We start from the raw sequence: 16501 nt of genomic DNA on the forward strand, positions 1-16501 counted from the left end.
CAATTCACAGTAAATGTGATTTGTTACATCAAAAAAACAGGGTGTTTTATTCTGTGAGTTTCTTCGCCAGTTTACGTCCGAGAGACTCCAGAATATAAATGACGGGAATTTGCGTGGTGATGTCGTAGACGCCTGCAATACGCGTCTGAGGAACGTGCCAGGAGAGATTAAAGTCCGCCAGCTTTGCCAGACGCGAGTGCTCGTGGCTGGTAATGGAGAGCACCTTGCAGTGATGCAGGCTGAACTGGCTGGCGAAGCGTAGGATCTCTTCGGTCTCGCCCGAGACGGAAAGCACAATCGCCAGCGCATTTTTCGCCATATCGTTGGTGACCGGGAAATAAGGGTCATCAATATGGTTACTGAATTTTCCGATATTAGAAAAGAAGCGTGCGCCATATTTTGCCAGCGAACCCGATGTTCCGGCACCGACAAATATAATTCGCTCGGACGATAGAATAATATCTACCGCATTATCTAATAGCGCGTCGAACTCTTCATTATTCACGCTTTTAAAAAAGCTGATAATTTCGCTGGCACCGAAATTCGCCTGCTGGGGCTCGTTCTGTTCAAGATAAAGCTTAAAGCGCACCCGAAATTCAGAATACCCTTCGCAGTTAAGCTTGCGGCAAAAGCGCAGGATAGTGGTGGTTGAGACGTCTGCCGCATCCGCCAGCTCGCGGATGGTCATGTACATCACTTTGTCACGATTTTTTATGACATAGTTGTAGACCATCATCTCCAGGTTATTGAGACTGGCAATGGCGGAATGGGAGAACATGCTCACAATGACTACACTCACTCATCAGACTTTTCTTCAGGGAATAATAACATGCAGCCAAACGACATCACTTTTTTTCAGCGCTTTCAGGACGACATTCTGGCCGGGCGTAAAACCATCACTATCCGGGATAAAAGTGAATCCCATTTCAAAACCGGCGATATCCTGCGGGTGGGGCGTTATGAGGATGATGGTTATTTTTGCACCATCGAAGTAACGGGAACGTCAACCGTTACGTTCGCAACATTGACGCAAAAACATGCTGAACAGGAAAACATGACCCTGGATGCATTGAAAAGCGTGATCGCAGAGATCTACCCCAGGCAGAACCAGTTTTATGTGATTGATTTTAAATGTTTATAATTAAAATCGAAACGCACGTTCGCTGAAATTAAAGTGTAACTGTCTGATTGTAATTTAGAAACGTTATGTTTAACTTTATTTTAGCTAACAGGTGTTCACTGGAATCATTCTCAGTTAGCATAGTTATGCGATGAATAATCATCTTTTGTTTTCCCGGAGTTTTGTATGGTGAGTAGACCATTAATCGCACAGGGATATTCGCTGGCTGAGGAAGTAGCCAACAGCATCAGCCACGGCATTGGCCTGGTGTTTGGGATTGTCGGTTTAGTGTTATTGCTGGTGCAGGCGGTGGACGCCAATGCCAGCGCGATGGCCATTACCAGCTACAGCCTGTATGGCGGGAGTATGATCCTGCTGTTCCTGGCCTCGACGCTGTATCACGCGATCCCGCATCAGCGCGCCAAGATGTGGCTCAAGAAATTTGACCACTGTGCTATCTATCTTCTGATTGCAGGCACTTACACACCGTTTTTGCTGGTGGGGCTTAACTCACCGCTGTCGCGTGGCCTGATGATTGTTATCTGGAGCCTGGCACTGCTGGGGATCCTGTTTAAGCTGACCATCGCGCACCGGTTTAAGGTGCTGTCACTGGTCACCTATCTGACAATGGGCTGGCTGTCGCTGATTGTGGTGTATCAACTGGCGGTCAAACTGTCGGTAGGAGGCGTAACGCTTCTGGCCTTAGGCGGTGTGGTGTACTCGCTCGGCGTGATTTTCTACGTCTGCAAACGCATCCCGTACAACCATGCCATCTGGCACGGCTTTGTGCTCGGCGGCAGCGTATGCCACTTTTTGGCGATCTATTTGTACGTGGGGCAGGTGTAGTTTTTTCCACCGTGCGGGCGGTTGCCCTCACCCCGGCCCTCTCCCACAGGGAGAGGGAGGACACCTGGATACGATTACTCTTCTAACGAATATGGCAACGGCTCGATGCTCAACGTATTCGCATCGTCACGCACGCGGAACACGCTGTCGGCTTCCATGTCGTTGTTCATGACGGCCTGTACCAAAAGGCGTCCATCATCCAGCTGTACGGCGGCTAACACGGTGCCGGTGCGGCGCCAGTTATCACCCATCTTCAGCTCTAAGTCTTCACCCGCTTCAGGTACACGGCTGGCATGGCCCGCCAGCGTCCACAGCGCTCGTTTGTTTGCGCCGCGGAATTTTGCACGCGCCACCATCTCCTGGCCGGTGTAACAGCCCTTTTTAAAGCTGATACCCCCCAGCGCCTGCAGGTTCGTTGCCTGAGGAATAAACTGCGCGCTGTTTGCTGCGTCAATCACCGGCAGACCCGCTTCGATGTTCAGTGCCAGCCACTGCTGACTGTTGTTGAGCTGCGCTTCGCCGCGCAGCGCTTCGGTCACGCGTTCGGCCGTTGCCGCATCCGTGACTAACAGGAAACGCTCCGCCGGGTGTTCAAACCACAGGATGGAGGTCGCGCCTTCGCTGACCACCTGCTTTTCTGCATCCGGCAGTTCGCTGAAGAGATTTTTCAGGGCCGCACGGGCCTGGAAACCGGCCACACCCAGCAGGACATGTTCGTCGTCCGGGGCGATAGTGACTTTGGAGAAGACTGCGTACTTCTTCAGCTCTTTGAGCTGGGCCTCTTGCAGGCTGCGGCGCTCAATAAAAGCAAAGCCGTCCTGACGGCGGAAGAGGCGCAGGTTGCTCCACATTTTGCCTTTTGGGTCGCAATGCGCGGCCAGCAGGTGCTGGTGTTCGGTCATCTGGCTGACGTCGGCGGTCACCTGGCCCTGCAAATATTTTTCGGCGTCGGCACCGGTGAGCGTTGCCAGTGCCCAGTCATCAAGAGAAATAAGCGTCAGCGGCAGACGCGCAGAGGCGGCGGGCTGGCGAGGAGAAAATGGTGTAAATGCCATAACGATATCCTGAATTGCTTAACGCTTTGATAATGCCTAATGGTAAAAGAGCCTGCAGGCAATGCAAGCGCTTTCAACAGACCATTTGTGCCCTAAACCGGTTATGCGTAGCGCTACGCAAAATAATGTAATCCGCTGTCTTTGTAGGGATTATTCTGGAAGCCTGCTCGGCGATCGCAATATTCCAGTAATGAAACGGTCAAAAACACGTTACACTAGCTGGTGTCCCCGTAGAGAAATAAAGAACACTGAACGGGGTACCGACTGTGCCAAACGTAATGCAGGAAACTGAACATGGATATTAACAACAAGGCCCGTATTCACTGGGCGTGCCGTCGCGGCATGCGTGAACTTGATATTTCCATCATGCCTTTCTTCGAATATGAGTATGACAGCTTAAGCGATGACGATAAGCGTCTGTTTGTTCGCCTGCTTGAGTCTGACGATCCGGATTTATTCAACTGGCTGATGAACCACGGCAAACCCGCCGACACCGAGTTGCAACGGATGGTGCAATTAATTCAAACACGGAATCGGGAACGTGGTCCTGTGGCAATCTGATCTTCGCGTCTCGTGGCGCTCGCAGTGGATGTCTTTATTGCTCCACGGCCTGGTTGCGGCCTTTGTGTTACTGATGCCGTGGCCGCTGAGCTATACGCCTCTGTGGCTGCTGTTACTGTCGTTTGTCGTTTTTGACAGCGTACGCAGCCAGCGTCGCATTAATGCCCGTCAGGGAGAGATTAAATTACTGATGGATTCCCGCCTGCGCTGGCAGGGTAAAGAGTGGGATATTCTCGGTATGCCCTGGATGCTCAACTGCGGCATGATGTTACGGTTACGCAAGGTGGACGGCGGGCGTTGCCAGCATCTGTGGCTGGCGGCAGACAGTATGGATGCTGCCGAGTGGCGAGACCTGCGCCGGATGCTGTTGCAACAGACGACGCAGGGATAATGCGCGTTAGCTAAACTTTTCAGCCATTTCGCCCAGGATCTGCTCGCACCAGCTTTGCAGGCGCTCATCGCTGAGATCGTACTGGTTGGTTTCATCCAGCGCGAGTCCAACAAACAGCTCGCCGTCGGCAATAATCGGTTTTTTACTGGTGAACTCGTAACCTTCGGTTGGCCAGTAGCCGATAAACGACACCCCTTTCGGCGCCAGCTTGTCATGCAGCATGCCGAGCGCGTCCAGGAACCATTCCCCGTAACCCAGCTGATCCCCCATGCCGTACATGGCAATGATTTTGCCGTCGAGATTGACTGAACCGAGTTGATCCCAGATAGCTTCCCAGTCTTCCTGTATCTCGCCGAAATCCCATGTCGGGATACCGAGGATCAGCACGTCATACTGCTCCATCAGCGCGACCGCATCATCTTTCAGGTTATGCAACGTCACCAGTTCCGGGCCAATGATGTCGCGAATTTTCTCTGCCGCCATTTCGGTGTAGCAGGTGCTGGAACCATAGAACAGACCAATATTCATCGCGTAACTATCTCAATTCTTGCTTTGACTATGCGCGTAGTGTACCAGAAACCGGTCGCAATCAGGCATAATGGCCTGACTGCAGAATCAAAGGGGCTGATGTGGAAAAGGATCTCGCACTGATCGAACAGTTTCTCGACGCGCTGTGGCTGGAGAAAAATCTGGCCGAGAATACCCTCAGCGCCTACCGTCGCGATCTCACCATGCTGGTGGAGTGGCTTGCGCACCGGGGATTATCCCTTGCGAGCGCACAGCGTGACGACCTGCAGGCGCTGCTGGGGGAACGTATCGCGGGGGGCTACAAAGCCACCAGCTCCGCACGTTTGCTTAGCGCCATGCGCCGGATGTTCCAGCATCTCTACCGTGAGAAGATTCGCGAAGACGATCCCAGCGCGCTGCTGGCATCCCCTAAGCTCCCGCAGCGGCTGCCGAAAGATCTCAGCGAAGCACAAGTTGAGAGATTATTACAGTCACCGGCTGTTGACCTGCCGCTGGAGTTACGCGATAAAGCCATGCTTGAGCTATTGTATGCTACCGGCTTGCGCGTTTCGGAACTGGTTGGTCTGACGATGAGCGACATCAGCCTGCGTCAGGGCGTGGTGCGCGTCATTGGTAAAGGCAACAAGGAAAGGCTGGTTCCGCTGGGGGAAGAGGCGGTTTACTGGCTGGAAACGTACCTGGAGCACGGTCGTCCGTGGCTGCTCAATGGTACGTCTATCGACGTCCTGTTTCCGAGCCAGCGCGCTCAGCAGATGACGCGGCAAACGTTCTGGCATCGCATCAAGCATTACGCCACACTGGCGGGTATCGACAGTGAAAAGCTTTCGCCGCACGTATTGCGTCACGCCTTCGCGACGCATCTGTTAAACCACGGCGCTGATTTACGCGTGGTGCAGATGCTGCTGGGGCACAGCGATCTTTCCACGACGCAAATTTACACCCATGTCGCGACGGAACGCCTGCGGCAGCTACACCAACAGCACCACCCTCGTGCGTGAGTGCCGACGAATTGTAACAGGATCACATATGAAAAAGTCTTTCGCGCTGTTCACCCTGCTGGCAGCCTCATTTACCGGTTTCGCCCATGCGGACGACGCCGCCATCAAACAGTCGCTGGCTAAGCTTGGCGTCACCGGTAGCGATATTCAGCCTGCACCGGTTGCCGGCATGAAAACGGTACTGACCAACAGCGGCGTGCTGTACGTCACCGAAGACGGCAAGCACATTATTCAGGGGCCAATGTACGACGTGAGCGGCGCGCAGCCGGTAAACGTCACCAACCAGCTGCTGATGAAAAACCTGAACGCGCTCGAAAAAGAGATGATCGTCTATAAAGCGGCGCAGGAAAAACACGTCATTACTGTCTTCACCGACATCACCTGCGGCTACTGCCACAAGCTGCATGAAGAGATGAAAGACTACAACGCGCTGGGCATTACCGTGCGTTACCTGGCCTTCCCGCGCGCGGGCGTGCAGAGCCAGCCAGAGCAGGACATGAAGGCTATCTGGTGTGCGAAAGACCGCAACAAAGCGTTTGACGACGCGATGAATGGCAAAGGCGTTAAGCCGGCCTCCTGCGACATTGATATTGCTAACCACTACGCGCTCGGCGTGCAGTTTGGCGTGAGCGGTACGCCAGCGATTGTCCTGAGCAACGGCTATGTCGTTCCGGGCTATCAGGGACCGAAAGAGATGAAAGAGTTCCTCGACGCGCACCAGAAACAGTTTGGTGGTAAATAATCCGCGTGAAAGCCCCGATAAAATTGCGCCGCCGCGAGGCGGTTGAACCGGTTGATTTGCCAGACGATCTCCCGGCGCTGCTTAAGCGCCTCTACGCCAGCCGCGGCGTGCGTCGCGCTGAGGATCTTGAACGCAGCGTGAAAGGGATGCTGCCGTGGCAGCAGCTGAGTGGTATCGAAAAAGCCACCGAAATGCTCTACAACGCGCTTCGTGAGGGAACGCGGATTGTGGTGGTGGGCGATTTCGACGCCGACGGCGCAACCAGCACCGCGCTGAGCGTGCTCAGCCTGCGCGCGCTGGGCTGCGATAACGTCACCTATCTGGTGCCGAACCGTTTTGAAGACGGCTATGGCCTCAGTCCGGAAGTGGTCGATCAGGCCCACGCCCGTGGTGCACAGATGATCATGACCGTCGATAACGGGATCTCTTCCCATGCGGGCGTCGATCATGCTCACGCGTTGGGGATCCCGGTGCTGGTCACCGATCACCACCTGCCGGGCGAAACGCTGCCGGATGCGGAAGCGATTATTAACCCCAACCTGCGCGACTGCGGTTTCCCATCGAAATCCCTCGCGGGCGTGGGCGTGGCGTTTTATCTGATGCTGGCGTTACGGACCCTGCTGCGCGATAAGGGCTGGTTCGACTCTCGCGGTATTGCCGTACCTAACCTGGCAGAATATCTCGATCTGGTGGCGCTGGGCACCGTCGCGGACGTGGTACCGCTCGATACTAATAACCGTATTTTGACATGGCAGGGCCTAAGCCGCATTCGCGCGGGCAAGTGCCGTCCGGGGATCAAGGCGCTTCTGGAGATTGCCAACCGCGATCCGCTCAAGCTGGCGGCAAGCGACCTGGGCTTTGCTCTCGGGCCGCGTCTTAACGCAGCCGGAAGGCTGGACGATATGTCCGTCGGCGTGGCGCTGCTGCTGTGCGATAACATCGGTGAAGCGCGCGTGCTGGCCAACGAGCTGGACGCGCTGAACCAGACACGCAAAGAGATTGAGCAGGGGATGCAGGCCGAAGCGCTGACCCTGTGCGAAAAGCTTGAGCGCAGCGGCAATACGCTGCCGGGCGGCCTGGCGATGTACCATCCTGAGTGGCATCAGGGCGTGGTCGGTATTCTGGCGTCGCGCATTAAAGAGCGTTTCCACCGTCCGGTGATCGCGTTCGCCCCCGCGGGCGACGGCACGCTGAAAGGCTCTGGCCGTTCGATTCAGGGTCTGCACATGCGCGATGCGCTGGAGCGTCTCGATACGCTGTATCCGGGTCTGATGATCAAGTTTGGCGGCCATGCGATGGCGGCGGGTCTGTCTCTGGAAGAGGCGAAGTTCGACGAGTTTCAGCGTCTGTTTGGTGAACTGGTCACCGACTGGATCGACCCGGCCCTGCTGCAGGGGGAAGTGGTATCCGATGGCGAGCTTTCACCGCTTGAGATGACGATGGACGTGGCGCAAATGCTCCGCGATGCCGGTCCGTGGGGGCAGATGTTCCCGGAACCGCTGTTTGACGGTCGTTTCCGTCTGCTGCAGCAGCGTATCGTTGGCGAACGTCATCTGAAAGTGATGGTCGAGCCCGTGGGCGGAGGTCCGCTGCTGGACGGCATCGCCTTCAACGTTGACACGGCGGTATGGCCGGACAACGGCGTGCGCGAGGTTGAGCTGGCGTACAAACTGGACATCAACGAGTTTCGCGGTAACCGCACCCTTCAGATCATCATCGACAATATCTGGCCAATTTAGCGGCAGTAATCTCTATAAAAAAGGGCGTGGATTCGGTACAATCCCGCTCTTATCACCGCATTTTGACAAGTCCATAAAAGAAAACAGACCATGTTTGAAATTAATCCGGTAAAAAACCGTATTCAGGACCTCACGGAGCGCTCTGACGTTCTTAGGGGGTATCTTTGACTACGATGCCAAGAAAGAGCGTCTTGAAGAAGTAAACGCCGAGCTGGAACAGCCGGACGTCTGGAACGAACCTGAACGCGCACAGGCGCTGGGTAAAGAGCGTTCCTCTCTCGAAGCTATCGTAGATACGCTGGATCAAATGACCCAGGGGCTGGAAGATGTTTCCGGTTTGCTGGAGCTGGCCGTCGAAGCCGACGACGAAGAAACCTTTAACGAAGCCGTAGCAGAACTCGACGTGCTGGAAGAGAAGCTGGCGCAGCTGGAATTCCGCCGTATGTTCTCCGGCGAATACGACAGCGCTGACTGCTATCTCGATATTCAGGCTGGTTCTGGCGGCACCGAAGCGCAGGACTGGGCCAGCATGCTGACGCGTATGTACCTGCGTTGGGCAGAAGCGCGCGGCTTCAAAACCGAAATTATCGAAGAGTCTGAAGGTGAAGTTGCGGGTCTGAAATCCGTCACCATCAAGATCATTGGCGATTACGCCTACGGCTGGCTGCGTACCGAAACCGGCGTTCACCGCCTGGTGCGTAAGAGCCCGTTCGACTCCGGTGGTCGTCGTCATACCTCCTTCAGCTCCGCGTTTGTTTATCCGGAAGTTGATGAAGATATTGATATCGAAATTAACCCGGCGGACCTGCGTATCGACGTTTACCGCGCATCCGGCGCGGGTGGTCAGCACGTTAACCGTACGGAATCGGCGGTGCGTATTACCCACATTCCAACCGGGCTGGTAACACAGTGCCAGAACGACCGTTCCCAGCATAAGAACAAAGACCAGGCCATGAAGCAGATGAAAGCGAAGCTTTATGAGCTGGAGATGCAGAAGAAAAATGCTGAGAAACAGGCGATGGAAGACAACAAGTCCGACATCGGTTGGGGCAGCCAGATCCGTTCTTACGTCCTTGATGACTCCCGCATCAAAGACCTGCGTACCGGGGTTGAAACCCGCAACACGCAGGCGGTGCTGGACGGCAGCCTGGACCAATTTATCGAAGCAAGTTTGAAAGCAGGGTTATGAGGAACCAACATGTCTGAACAACAAGCACAGGGCGCTGACGCGGTAGTCGATCTTAACAACGAACTGAAAACCCGCCGCGAGAAGCTGGCAGCGCTGCGCGAGCAGGGCGTGCCGTTCCCGAACGATTTTCGTCGTGACCATACCTCAGACCAACTGCACGCTGACTTCGACGCTAAAGAGAACGAAGAGCTGGAAGCGCTGAACGTTGAAGTGGCCGTTGCAGGCCGCATGATGACCCGTCGTATCATGGGTAAAGCTTCCTTCGTGACTTTGCAGGACGTTGGCGGCCGTATTCAGCTGTACGTTTCCCGTGACGACCTGCCGGAAGGCATCTACAACGAGCAGTTCAAAAAGTGGGACCTGGGCGATATCCTGGGCGCGAAAGGTAAACTGTTCAAAACCAAAACCGGTGAACTGTCTATCCACTGCACCGAGCTGCGTCTGCTGACCAAAGCCCTGCGCCCGCTGCCGGACAAGTTCCACGGCCTGCAGGATCAGGAAGCGCGCTATCGTCAGCGCTACCTGGATCTCATCTCTAACGATGACTCCCGTAAGACCTTCAAAATTCGCTCCCAGATCATGGCCGGTATCCGCCAGTTCATGGTCAACCGCGACTTTATGGAAGTGGAAACCCCAATGATGCAGGTGATCCCTGGCGGCGCGTCTGCGCGTCCGTTCATCACCCATCACAACGCCCTAGACCTGGACATGTACCTGCGTATCGCGCCGGAACTGTACCTGAAGCGTCTCGTGGTCGGCGGCTTCGACCGCGTGTTCGAAATCAACCGTAACTTCCGTAACGAAGGTATCTCCGTTCGTCATAACCCAGAGTTCACCATGATGGAACTCTATATGGCGTACGCGGATTACAAAGATCTGATCGAGCTGACCGAATCCCTGTTCCGCACCCTGGCGCAGGACATTCTGGGCACCACGCAGGTTCCTTATGGTGAAGAAGTCTTCGACTTCGGCAAGCCGTTCGAAAAACTGACCATGCGCGAAGCGATCAAGAAATACCGTCCGGAAACCAACATGGCGGATCTGGATAACTTCGATTCTGCGAAAGCCATCGCCGAAAGCATCGGTATCAAGGTTGAGAAGAGCTGGGGTCTGGGCCGTATCGTGACCGAGATCTTCGAAGAAGTGGCCGAAGCGCATCTGATTCAGCCGACCTTCATCACCGAATACCCGGCTGAAGTCTCTCCGCTGGCGCGTCGTAATGACGAGAACCCGGAAATCACCGATCGCTTCGAATTCTTCATCGGCGGCCGTGAAATCGGCAACGGCTTTAGCGAGCTGAACGATGCGGAAGACCAGGCTCAGCGTTTCCAGGACCAAGTAGACGCGAAAGCCGCAGGCGACGACGAAGCGATGTTCTTCGACGAAGACTACGTGACCGCGCTGGAGCACGGTCTGCCGCCAACGGCGGGCCTGGGGATTGGTATCGACCGTATGGTGATGCTGTTCACCAACAGCCACACCATCCGCGACGTGATCCTGTTCCCGGCGATGCGCCCGGTGAAATAAGGCGTTAAGATGTAAAAAAAGCCCCGAAAGGGGCTTTTTTATTGCGCCGCGAAGGCTTTGAGTTTTTCGCGGGCGGTTGTCGCTTCCATGACCATCCACGGGCTAAAGGCCCAGGGCGTCGCGTCCAGCGCGCGGAATAACGCGTCCAGCTCAACCCACTGATAGTCCATCACTTCATCTTCGTTTATCGTCACATCATTGGTGATGCGGGCAGCGAATACCGGGCAAATTTCGTTTTCCACAATCCCGGACGGGTCGGTTTCCCGATAGCGAAATTCAGGGGCGACGGCGGTGATATCGGACAGCTCAGCGCCCACTTCAAAGCGGCAGCGGCGGATAATCGCCTGTATCGTCTCTTCGCCGGACTGCGGGTGGCCGCAGACGGAGTTGGTCCAGACGCCGGGCCAGGCTTTTTTGGTTAAGGCGCGCCGGGTGATCAGACATTCGCCGTTTGCGTTAAAAAGCCAGGAGGAGAAAGCCAGATGCAGCGGGGTATGTAAGGTGTGCGCGGCATATTTTTCCTGAGTGCCAATCACCATTCCCTGGTCGTTTACCAAAATAACGTGTTCTTGAATACTCATTGATGCTCCAGTGCCAAAATGCCGAGTGGTTCAGCACCATCAGCCGGATCATTATACTGCATTCTTATACGAACGGTTTGGCGCGTAGAGCGGAAAAGGGCATGACCCATATTCGTTTTGGCTGTTATCATAGTGCGCCATTCACGCTGACCGAGGATCTGTTTTGTTTGCAGGAAGCCTGACGAGAAACCCCATCACCGCCATTTTTTGCCTGACGCTGACGCTATTGCTGGCGGGCTGTTCAGGGAGCAAATCTTCGGATATGGGCAGCTATTCCGGTTCGGTCTATACCGTTAAGCGCGGGGATACGCTGTACCGGATTTCGCGCGCAACGGGAACCAGCGTGAAGGATCTGGCGCGGCTGAATAACCTCTCTCCGCCCTACACTATCGAGGTGGGGCAGCAGCTGAAGGTTAGCGGCGGATCGTCCTCGGGCAAAAAATCCTCTTCGAAGGGCAAAACTGCCAAAGTGACGCCGTCCTATCAGGTGCCGCAATCGTCATGGCCGCCGGTTGGACAGCGCTGCTGGATTTGGCCTGCCAGCGGTAAAGTGGTCGCCCCTTACTCACTCTCTGAAGGCGGCAACAAGGGTATTGATATCGCCGCTGCGCGCGGTACGCCGGTTTATGCCTCCGGGGCAGGGAAGGTGGTTTACGTGGGTAACCAGCTGCGCGGCTACGGTAACCTGATCATGATTAAGCATGGCGAAGACTACATCACGGCCTATGCTCATAACGACACGATGCTGGTCAACAACGGGCAGAACGTCAAAGCCGGGCAGAAGATTGCCACCATGGGCAGCACCGGTACGGACGCGGTGAAGCTGCATTTCCAGATTCGCTATAAGGCGACGGCCATCGATCCGCAGCGTTATCTTCCTGCGGCAGGCAGCAAACCGAAGTGCTAAGTGATTATTTTATCGCCGGTTAGTTGTGAAGAGGCTTGTATGAAGGTGTGTAAGGACTATAATGCCTTACGCACCTCAAAGCGGGCGTAGTTCAATGGTAGAACGAGAGCTTCCCAAGCTCTATACGAGGGTTCGATTCCCTTCGCCCGCTCCAGAATTCCCCTAACGTATTCATTCCTCAGCCTTTTCCTGATTCATATGTGACGGCACTCGTGATCCTCCTACAAAGGGGTCATACAGCCGATGGCGCAGCGTGATAATCTCTATCGACGTCCAAGCGGTATCTATGTTCTGCGGATCACCGTTCCGGTTCGTTATCGTGCCCTGATAGGGCAGCGTGAAATTCATGCATCTACCCGCACAACCAACCTTGCAAATGCCAGAGCTATTGCCGCGCGTTTGCTGGAGAAGTGGTATGCGTCTCTGGAAGAGTTCAGGCAAGTGGATAAAGAGAAGATCAGGGGCAATGCCTCATTGTTGACTGGCGCTGGCAAAATCAGCCTGGCATTGTTTTGCGATTCATTTGGGGTTGGGGTTGAGACTGTCGTCCAGCATATTCTGGCAGACAATGTGCCGCTGTATGCCCTTGTGTCGAACCAGCGTGGCTTTCTGATTGATGATTCCAGCAGTCTTGAGCGTGATCCTGATACGCATGGGTTCGTTTTGAATAACATTGCGTATGACGGTGCTGAGGCTGCGGTGAACGGCTATATGCAGCTTTACCAGCCTCAGTTTGCCCTTGTTGAATTGCTGAACGGACGAGAGGTTGAGGTTACGGCATTCAGGGCTAACAACGGCAATCCTCTTTCCCTCTGGTTGTTGGATTTACCCGGGGTGGCGCTGAATGCAAGTTCTTTGTTCATCAACAACGTGCAGGCTGAAAAACTGCGTAGCGCTTGGGATAAGGCGCTTACGAAATCGGAGCCAACATTAAGTGCTCTGCCATGCGCTCCGGTAGGTGTAACACCAGCGATTTCTGCTGCCGCTACTATCAACCCGTATTGTAATCCGATGCATGCAAGCATGACGGTTTCAGCAGTGCTGGAAGAGTTTCTGGCCTATAAAAATACAGGTGATATCAAGTTAGCCAGTGAGGGGAAAATTCGTTCCAAAATCGAGCACTTTACGGAGATTATGGGTGACATGTCCTTAGGTGAGCTGGATCGTGAGGTCGTGAAGGATTACGTCAGTAGAATGCAGAAAATGCCCGGCAATCTGTATTTGATGCGGCGGAAATACAAGATTTCCGACACGCGAATGTTGATCGAAAAGGCTCTGGCTGATGGTCAGCCGGTAATGAGCCGAGATGCGATTGGCAGACATATTGAGTCACTGGGTTCGATGTTCAAATGGGCCAAGAAGGTGCGTTACCTGCTTGATAATCCAGCCGAGAATGTGCTCGCTCAGCGCCGCGTGATGGTGCGCGAGCAGGATCGCCGAGACCTCTTCACGGAGGATGAACTATTGCGTATTTTCTCTGCTGACTGGTTCAAAACTGGTGCAGGAAAACCTAACCAATACGGACGTTACACGAGCTTTCGCCCGTTTCACTACTGGTTGCCCCTACTGGCATTATATGTGGGCGGGCGCATCAATGAGCTTTGCCAGCTTTATCTGGCGGACATTCGTGTGGACAAAAACGGTGTTGCCTATATTGATTTTAATCTTGATGCACCGGATAAGATGATGGATGAAGAGGCGCTGGCTGGTGGCGATAAATCCTTGAAAACGGTGAATGCTATCCGTCAGGTTCCCCTACATCCACGACTGCTCGAACTAGGGCTACTTGAGTATGTGGATGCGTTGAAAGCTGCCGGGTATGATCGTCTTTTCCCTGAGTTGAAGCATAACAAAATCAAAGGGTATCGTGCCGCTGCCTCAAAATGGTTTAACGAAAACTACTTTGGCAAAGTCCTCGGTTTTACCCGTGACGGTAAGAAAACGTTCCATTCGCTGCGGCATACTTTCATCAACGCCGTCGACAAGTATGAGACCAACGAACGCACGATTGCGCAGCTTGTTGGACATGTCCGGGGCAGCACTACTGCGATGACAACCTATCGTAAGGATGCTTATGTGGGAGAGCAATTGGGCGTGATTTCGCAGCTTCGCTACAACTTGCCTGATATTGCACAATTCGACTCGCAAGCAGGTATCAAAGCGGTCAGTGACGCACGGCGCAGACATAAGTCGTGAGATGTGCCAAACGCGCCAGGAAGCTCTGTGACGCGTTTTTTATCAAGGGTAGTAGAAATCACGGTGCGGAATTCGCGGCGCTTTCGTAGCTCGACTGGCGCAACTAGATGAATCAGATGTAACCTTCAACAAGCAGCTTCTTTCGCAATATTTAAACAACTAGCGGAGTATGGATGTTAATGGCGACCTACAGGCAAATTGCCGATGATGTTAAATCCCGAACGGGGAGAACAGTCAAAACATGTTGGATAGCGCATGTTAAGTCATTGCATGGGCTAACCCGCCGCGTATCTCCAAACCGCATTAGCACCGAAAGCCGTGTTTATCCTTGCCCTGATAAATGGGTTGCGGAGATCGAGCAATCAATGAGAAATCTGGGCGAGCTTTAGCTTTACTGCGCAGCTTAACTTTTGAGTCAGTTTGGCTCTATAAGGACTGTCTCGCCGCCACGGAAATTTTCGGACGCAATGCCTGAAAGTGGGGCTGGCAAACCTAGGACACTTATCCGGCTGCTTTTCACCGCGAACACGCTAAAAGCTAATAACGTTCGGTTCAGGTTTGTGTTTTGCGAAGGTGAGAGAAACGGCAGGATTACTGAAAGGAAGAGTTTGATACAACGAGCAAGAGAAAAGCATAATTGTTAAAAATGTTAAAACATAAAGTGTTCTTTAAGATGTAAACCCTTCCTCGGGGGGGAAGCCGGACATATCAACCCTAAGGCCATCTGAGAAGATAGCCTGTAGGTTTGCTCGGTTCCCCTTGCCAGATGAAGATTAAGTCTTCCTCGTGGTGTGACGACCTTTCTTGAAAGATGCATTATGCGCAAAAGAAGCTACTCAAGAATCCGCCGATAGCTACTCTCACCCTCTGCTTGGCTGCATCAAACGCTTGCGCGCCCTACCTACCACGATCAACGTTACGCAGAGTTCCCATCCTGACGTTTTCCGCAAAAGAGCGGTAATGCTCCACCTATCCGGACCGGTTTACCGCATGAGATAGATGTCACGACCAAAATAGCATAGGCTTAACTTCAATAAAAGTGTTATATATCAGTGAAGTGCGTTCATATTTTGAAAGCACTTCAATGATGTAGAACAACACATAGCATCAGTATCGGTATAATTGATTGTCGACACCGTAGTCGGTTTGGCTTGCCATTATAATTAATTAACATTAATACAACAGGTTAACAGGTGGCTCAATGTTATTAGCTCATATGTCGGCAGTGGAAGAACAACTTCTTGCCACTTCTAAAATCCCTGCAAACTCTGGTCACTCTTTGCACAAAGGAACGCCGAGAGAAGCTTTCATCAGAGAATTTTTAGAGGCCCACTTACCTTCAACACTTGCCATTGGCACAGGTGAAATAATCGACAGTGAGTCCTCGCCAAATTCGGCACGACGGCAGTTTGATATTGTGATTTATAAACGTAACCTTCCTAAGCTTGATTTTGGTGGTGGTGTGAGTGGCTTTCTTGTGGAGTCAGTGATCGCAACGATAGAAGTTAAGTCCACCCTTGATAAAGCGGGAATGGAGCAAGCTATTACTGCTGCCTACCAGGCGAAGAAGCTTAAAAAAAATGAACAGTGGTCTTTCAGTAGTGGTTATATCCCTCCAGCCATTCTCAACTTTGTTGTAGCTTATGATGGGCCTCAGCAGATGGATACGGTTCTTGGTTGGATTATCGAAATAGAGAATAAATTAGGTTTTGCTGGAAACGATTTACCTCTAGGAGAGCAGAGAATACGCGTCCCAAGTGAATCGATTGATGGAGTATTTTTACTAGATAGAGGCTTCGTTACATTCGATAATTTTCCAATCGGATTTTTGAATGATGAAGCTCGAGGAAAGATGCCGAAAGCTAAGTGGGTCGCTGCAACTGTGCAGAGAGGAAGCTTGCTATGGCTTTTCCAAATGTTGACTCAAGCTTCTATGAACATCAGCGGAACTTTTTTGAATTTAGTTCCGTATATGGAAAAGCTGAAAGTTGATATCCGCATTGGTGGGTAAGTTAGTGCCAACAAACGACCGTTTTCTGGCACCTTTCAATCATGCGCTTTAACACTGTTGGAAAATTAGCCTTGGCTTTTTTGGCAGGCCATCCTATTTTCATCACCGTT

16 protein-coding genes and 1 tRNA gene are annotated in these 16501 nt (G+C 53.1%); 13 read left to right on the top strand and 4 right to left on the bottom strand.

Going from position 1 to position 16501, the window contains the following annotated elements; genetic code table 11:
* Positions 1-46 precede the first annotated feature (46 nt).
* On the bottom strand, positions 47-778 hold the full coding sequence (locus tag BJ885_RS14970) for a MurR/RpiR family transcriptional regulator (protein WP_029739204.1): 732 nt from the start codon (positions 776-778) through the stop codon (positions 47-49).
* A 51-nt stretch (positions 779-829) separates the two neighbouring features.
* Between BJ885_RS14970 and yqfB the strand changes: the two genes are divergently transcribed.
* Both yqfB and BJ885_RS14980 read left to right on the top strand, forming a co-directional pair.
* Positions 830-1141, top strand: coding sequence for a N(4)-acetylcytidine aminohydrolase (gene yqfB, locus BJ885_RS14975; protein ID WP_032660103.1), 312 nt, complete (start codon positions 830-832; stop codon positions 1139-1141).
* Between the two features lie 165 nt (positions 1142-1306).
* Positions 1307-1966, top strand: coding sequence for a hemolysin III family protein (locus tag BJ885_RS14980; protein ID WP_023309101.1), 660 nt, complete (start codon positions 1307-1309; stop codon positions 1964-1966).
* Between the two features lie 74 nt (positions 1967-2040).
* Here BJ885_RS14980 and ygfZ read toward each other — a convergent pair whose 3' ends face one another.
* Positions 2041-3021 (bottom strand): tRNA-modifying protein YgfZ, encoded by a 981-nt coding sequence (ygfZ, locus tag BJ885_RS14985; protein WP_029739202.1) that lies wholly within the window; start codon positions 3019-3021, stop codon positions 2041-2043.
* Between the two features lie 294 nt (positions 3022-3315).
* Here ygfZ and sdhE point away from each other — a divergent pair, with 294 nt between their 5' ends.
* Both sdhE and BJ885_RS14995 read left to right on the top strand, forming a co-directional pair.
* A complete protein-coding gene (gene sdhE / locus BJ885_RS14990; protein WP_010435322.1) occupies positions 3316-3582 on the top strand; it encodes an FAD assembly factor SdhE in 267 nt (88 codons plus the stop codon).
* Complete coding sequence (locus tag BJ885_RS14995; RefSeq protein ID WP_021242050.1) at positions 3563-3973, top strand: protein YgfX; 411 nt, start codon at positions 3563-3565, stop codon at positions 3971-3973. The genes sdhE and BJ885_RS14995 overlap by 20 nt, the downstream gene beginning before the upstream one ends.
* Before the next feature lie 6 nt (positions 3974-3979).
* Here BJ885_RS14995 and fldB read toward each other — a convergent pair whose 3' ends face one another.
* Entirely contained in the window at positions 3980-4501 is a 522-nt protein-coding gene (gene fldB, locus BJ885_RS15000; RefSeq protein ID WP_121932222.1) for a flavodoxin FldB, read from the bottom strand.
* A gap of 101 nt (positions 4502-4602) precedes the next feature.
* On the opposite strand from fldB, the gene xerD reads away from it, so the two are divergent.
* From xerD to lysS, 5 genes are all read left to right on the top strand, one after another.
* A complete protein-coding gene (gene xerD / locus BJ885_RS15005) occupies positions 4603-5499 on the top strand; it encodes a site-specific tyrosine recombinase XerD (RefSeq protein ID WP_121932223.1) in 897 nt (298 codons plus the stop codon).
* Positions 5500-5527: 28 nt separating this feature from the next.
* Positions 5528-6241, top strand: a complete 714-nt coding sequence (gene dsbC, locus BJ885_RS15010; RefSeq protein ID WP_029740340.1) for a bifunctional protein-disulfide isomerase/oxidoreductase DsbC — start codon at positions 5528-5530, stop codon at positions 6239-6241.
* Positions 6242-6246: 5 nt separating this feature from the next.
* Positions 6247-7980: a single-stranded-DNA-specific exonuclease RecJ gene (gene recJ, locus BJ885_RS15015; RefSeq protein WP_029740339.1), complete on the top strand. Its 1734-nt coding sequence runs from the start codon at positions 6247-6249 to the stop codon at positions 7978-7980.
* A 90-nt stretch (positions 7981-8070) separates the two neighbouring features.
* Positions 8071-9169, top strand: a protein-coding gene (gene prfB / locus BJ885_RS15020; protein WP_121932224.1) for a peptide chain release factor 2 whose coding sequence is annotated in 2 segments (ribosomal slippage) — positions 8071-8145 and positions 8147-9169 — 1098 coding nt in all. Because the reading frame shifts where the segments join, the coding sequence is not laid out codon by codon here.
* A 9-nt stretch (positions 9170-9178) separates the two neighbouring features.
* Positions 9179-10696, top strand: a complete 1518-nt coding sequence (gene lysS / locus BJ885_RS15025; RefSeq protein ID WP_029740338.1) for a lysine--tRNA ligase — start codon at positions 9179-9181, stop codon at positions 10694-10696.
* Between the two features lie 38 nt (positions 10697-10734).
* On the opposite strand, the gene idi is transcribed toward lysS, so the two are convergent.
* Positions 10735-11277, bottom strand: a complete 543-nt coding sequence (idi, locus tag BJ885_RS15030; protein ID WP_121932225.1) for an isopentenyl-diphosphate Delta-isomerase — start codon at positions 11275-11277, stop codon at positions 10735-10737.
* A 163-nt stretch (positions 11278-11440) separates the two neighbouring features.
* Between idi and actS the strand changes: the two genes are divergently transcribed.
* From actS to BJ885_RS15060, 4 genes are all read left to right on the top strand, one after another.
* Complete coding sequence (gene actS / locus BJ885_RS15035) at positions 11441-12184, top strand: amidase activator ActS (RefSeq protein WP_121932226.1); 744 nt, start codon at positions 11441-11443, stop codon at positions 12182-12184.
* Positions 12185-12264: 80 nt separating this feature from the next.
* Positions 12265-12338: transfer RNA gene (locus tag BJ885_RS15040), tRNA-Gly, on the top strand.
* Between the two features lie 89 nt (positions 12339-12427).
* Positions 12428-14380, top strand: a complete 1953-nt coding sequence (locus BJ885_RS15045; RefSeq protein ID WP_121932227.1) for a site-specific integrase — start codon at positions 12428-12430, stop codon at positions 14378-14380.
* Positions 14381-15581: 1201 nt separating this feature from the next.
* On the top strand, positions 15582-16391 hold the full coding sequence (locus tag BJ885_RS15060) for a DUF6602 domain-containing protein (RefSeq protein ID WP_097641560.1): 810 nt from the start codon (positions 15582-15584) through the stop codon (positions 16389-16391).
* Positions 16392-16501 lie beyond the last annotated feature (110 nt).

The sequence above is a fragment of the Enterobacter sp. WP_7_1 genome, from assembly GCF_003688535.1.
Taxonomy (GTDB): Bacteria; Pseudomonadota; Gammaproteobacteria; order Enterobacterales; family Enterobacteriaceae; genus Enterobacter; species Enterobacter asburiae.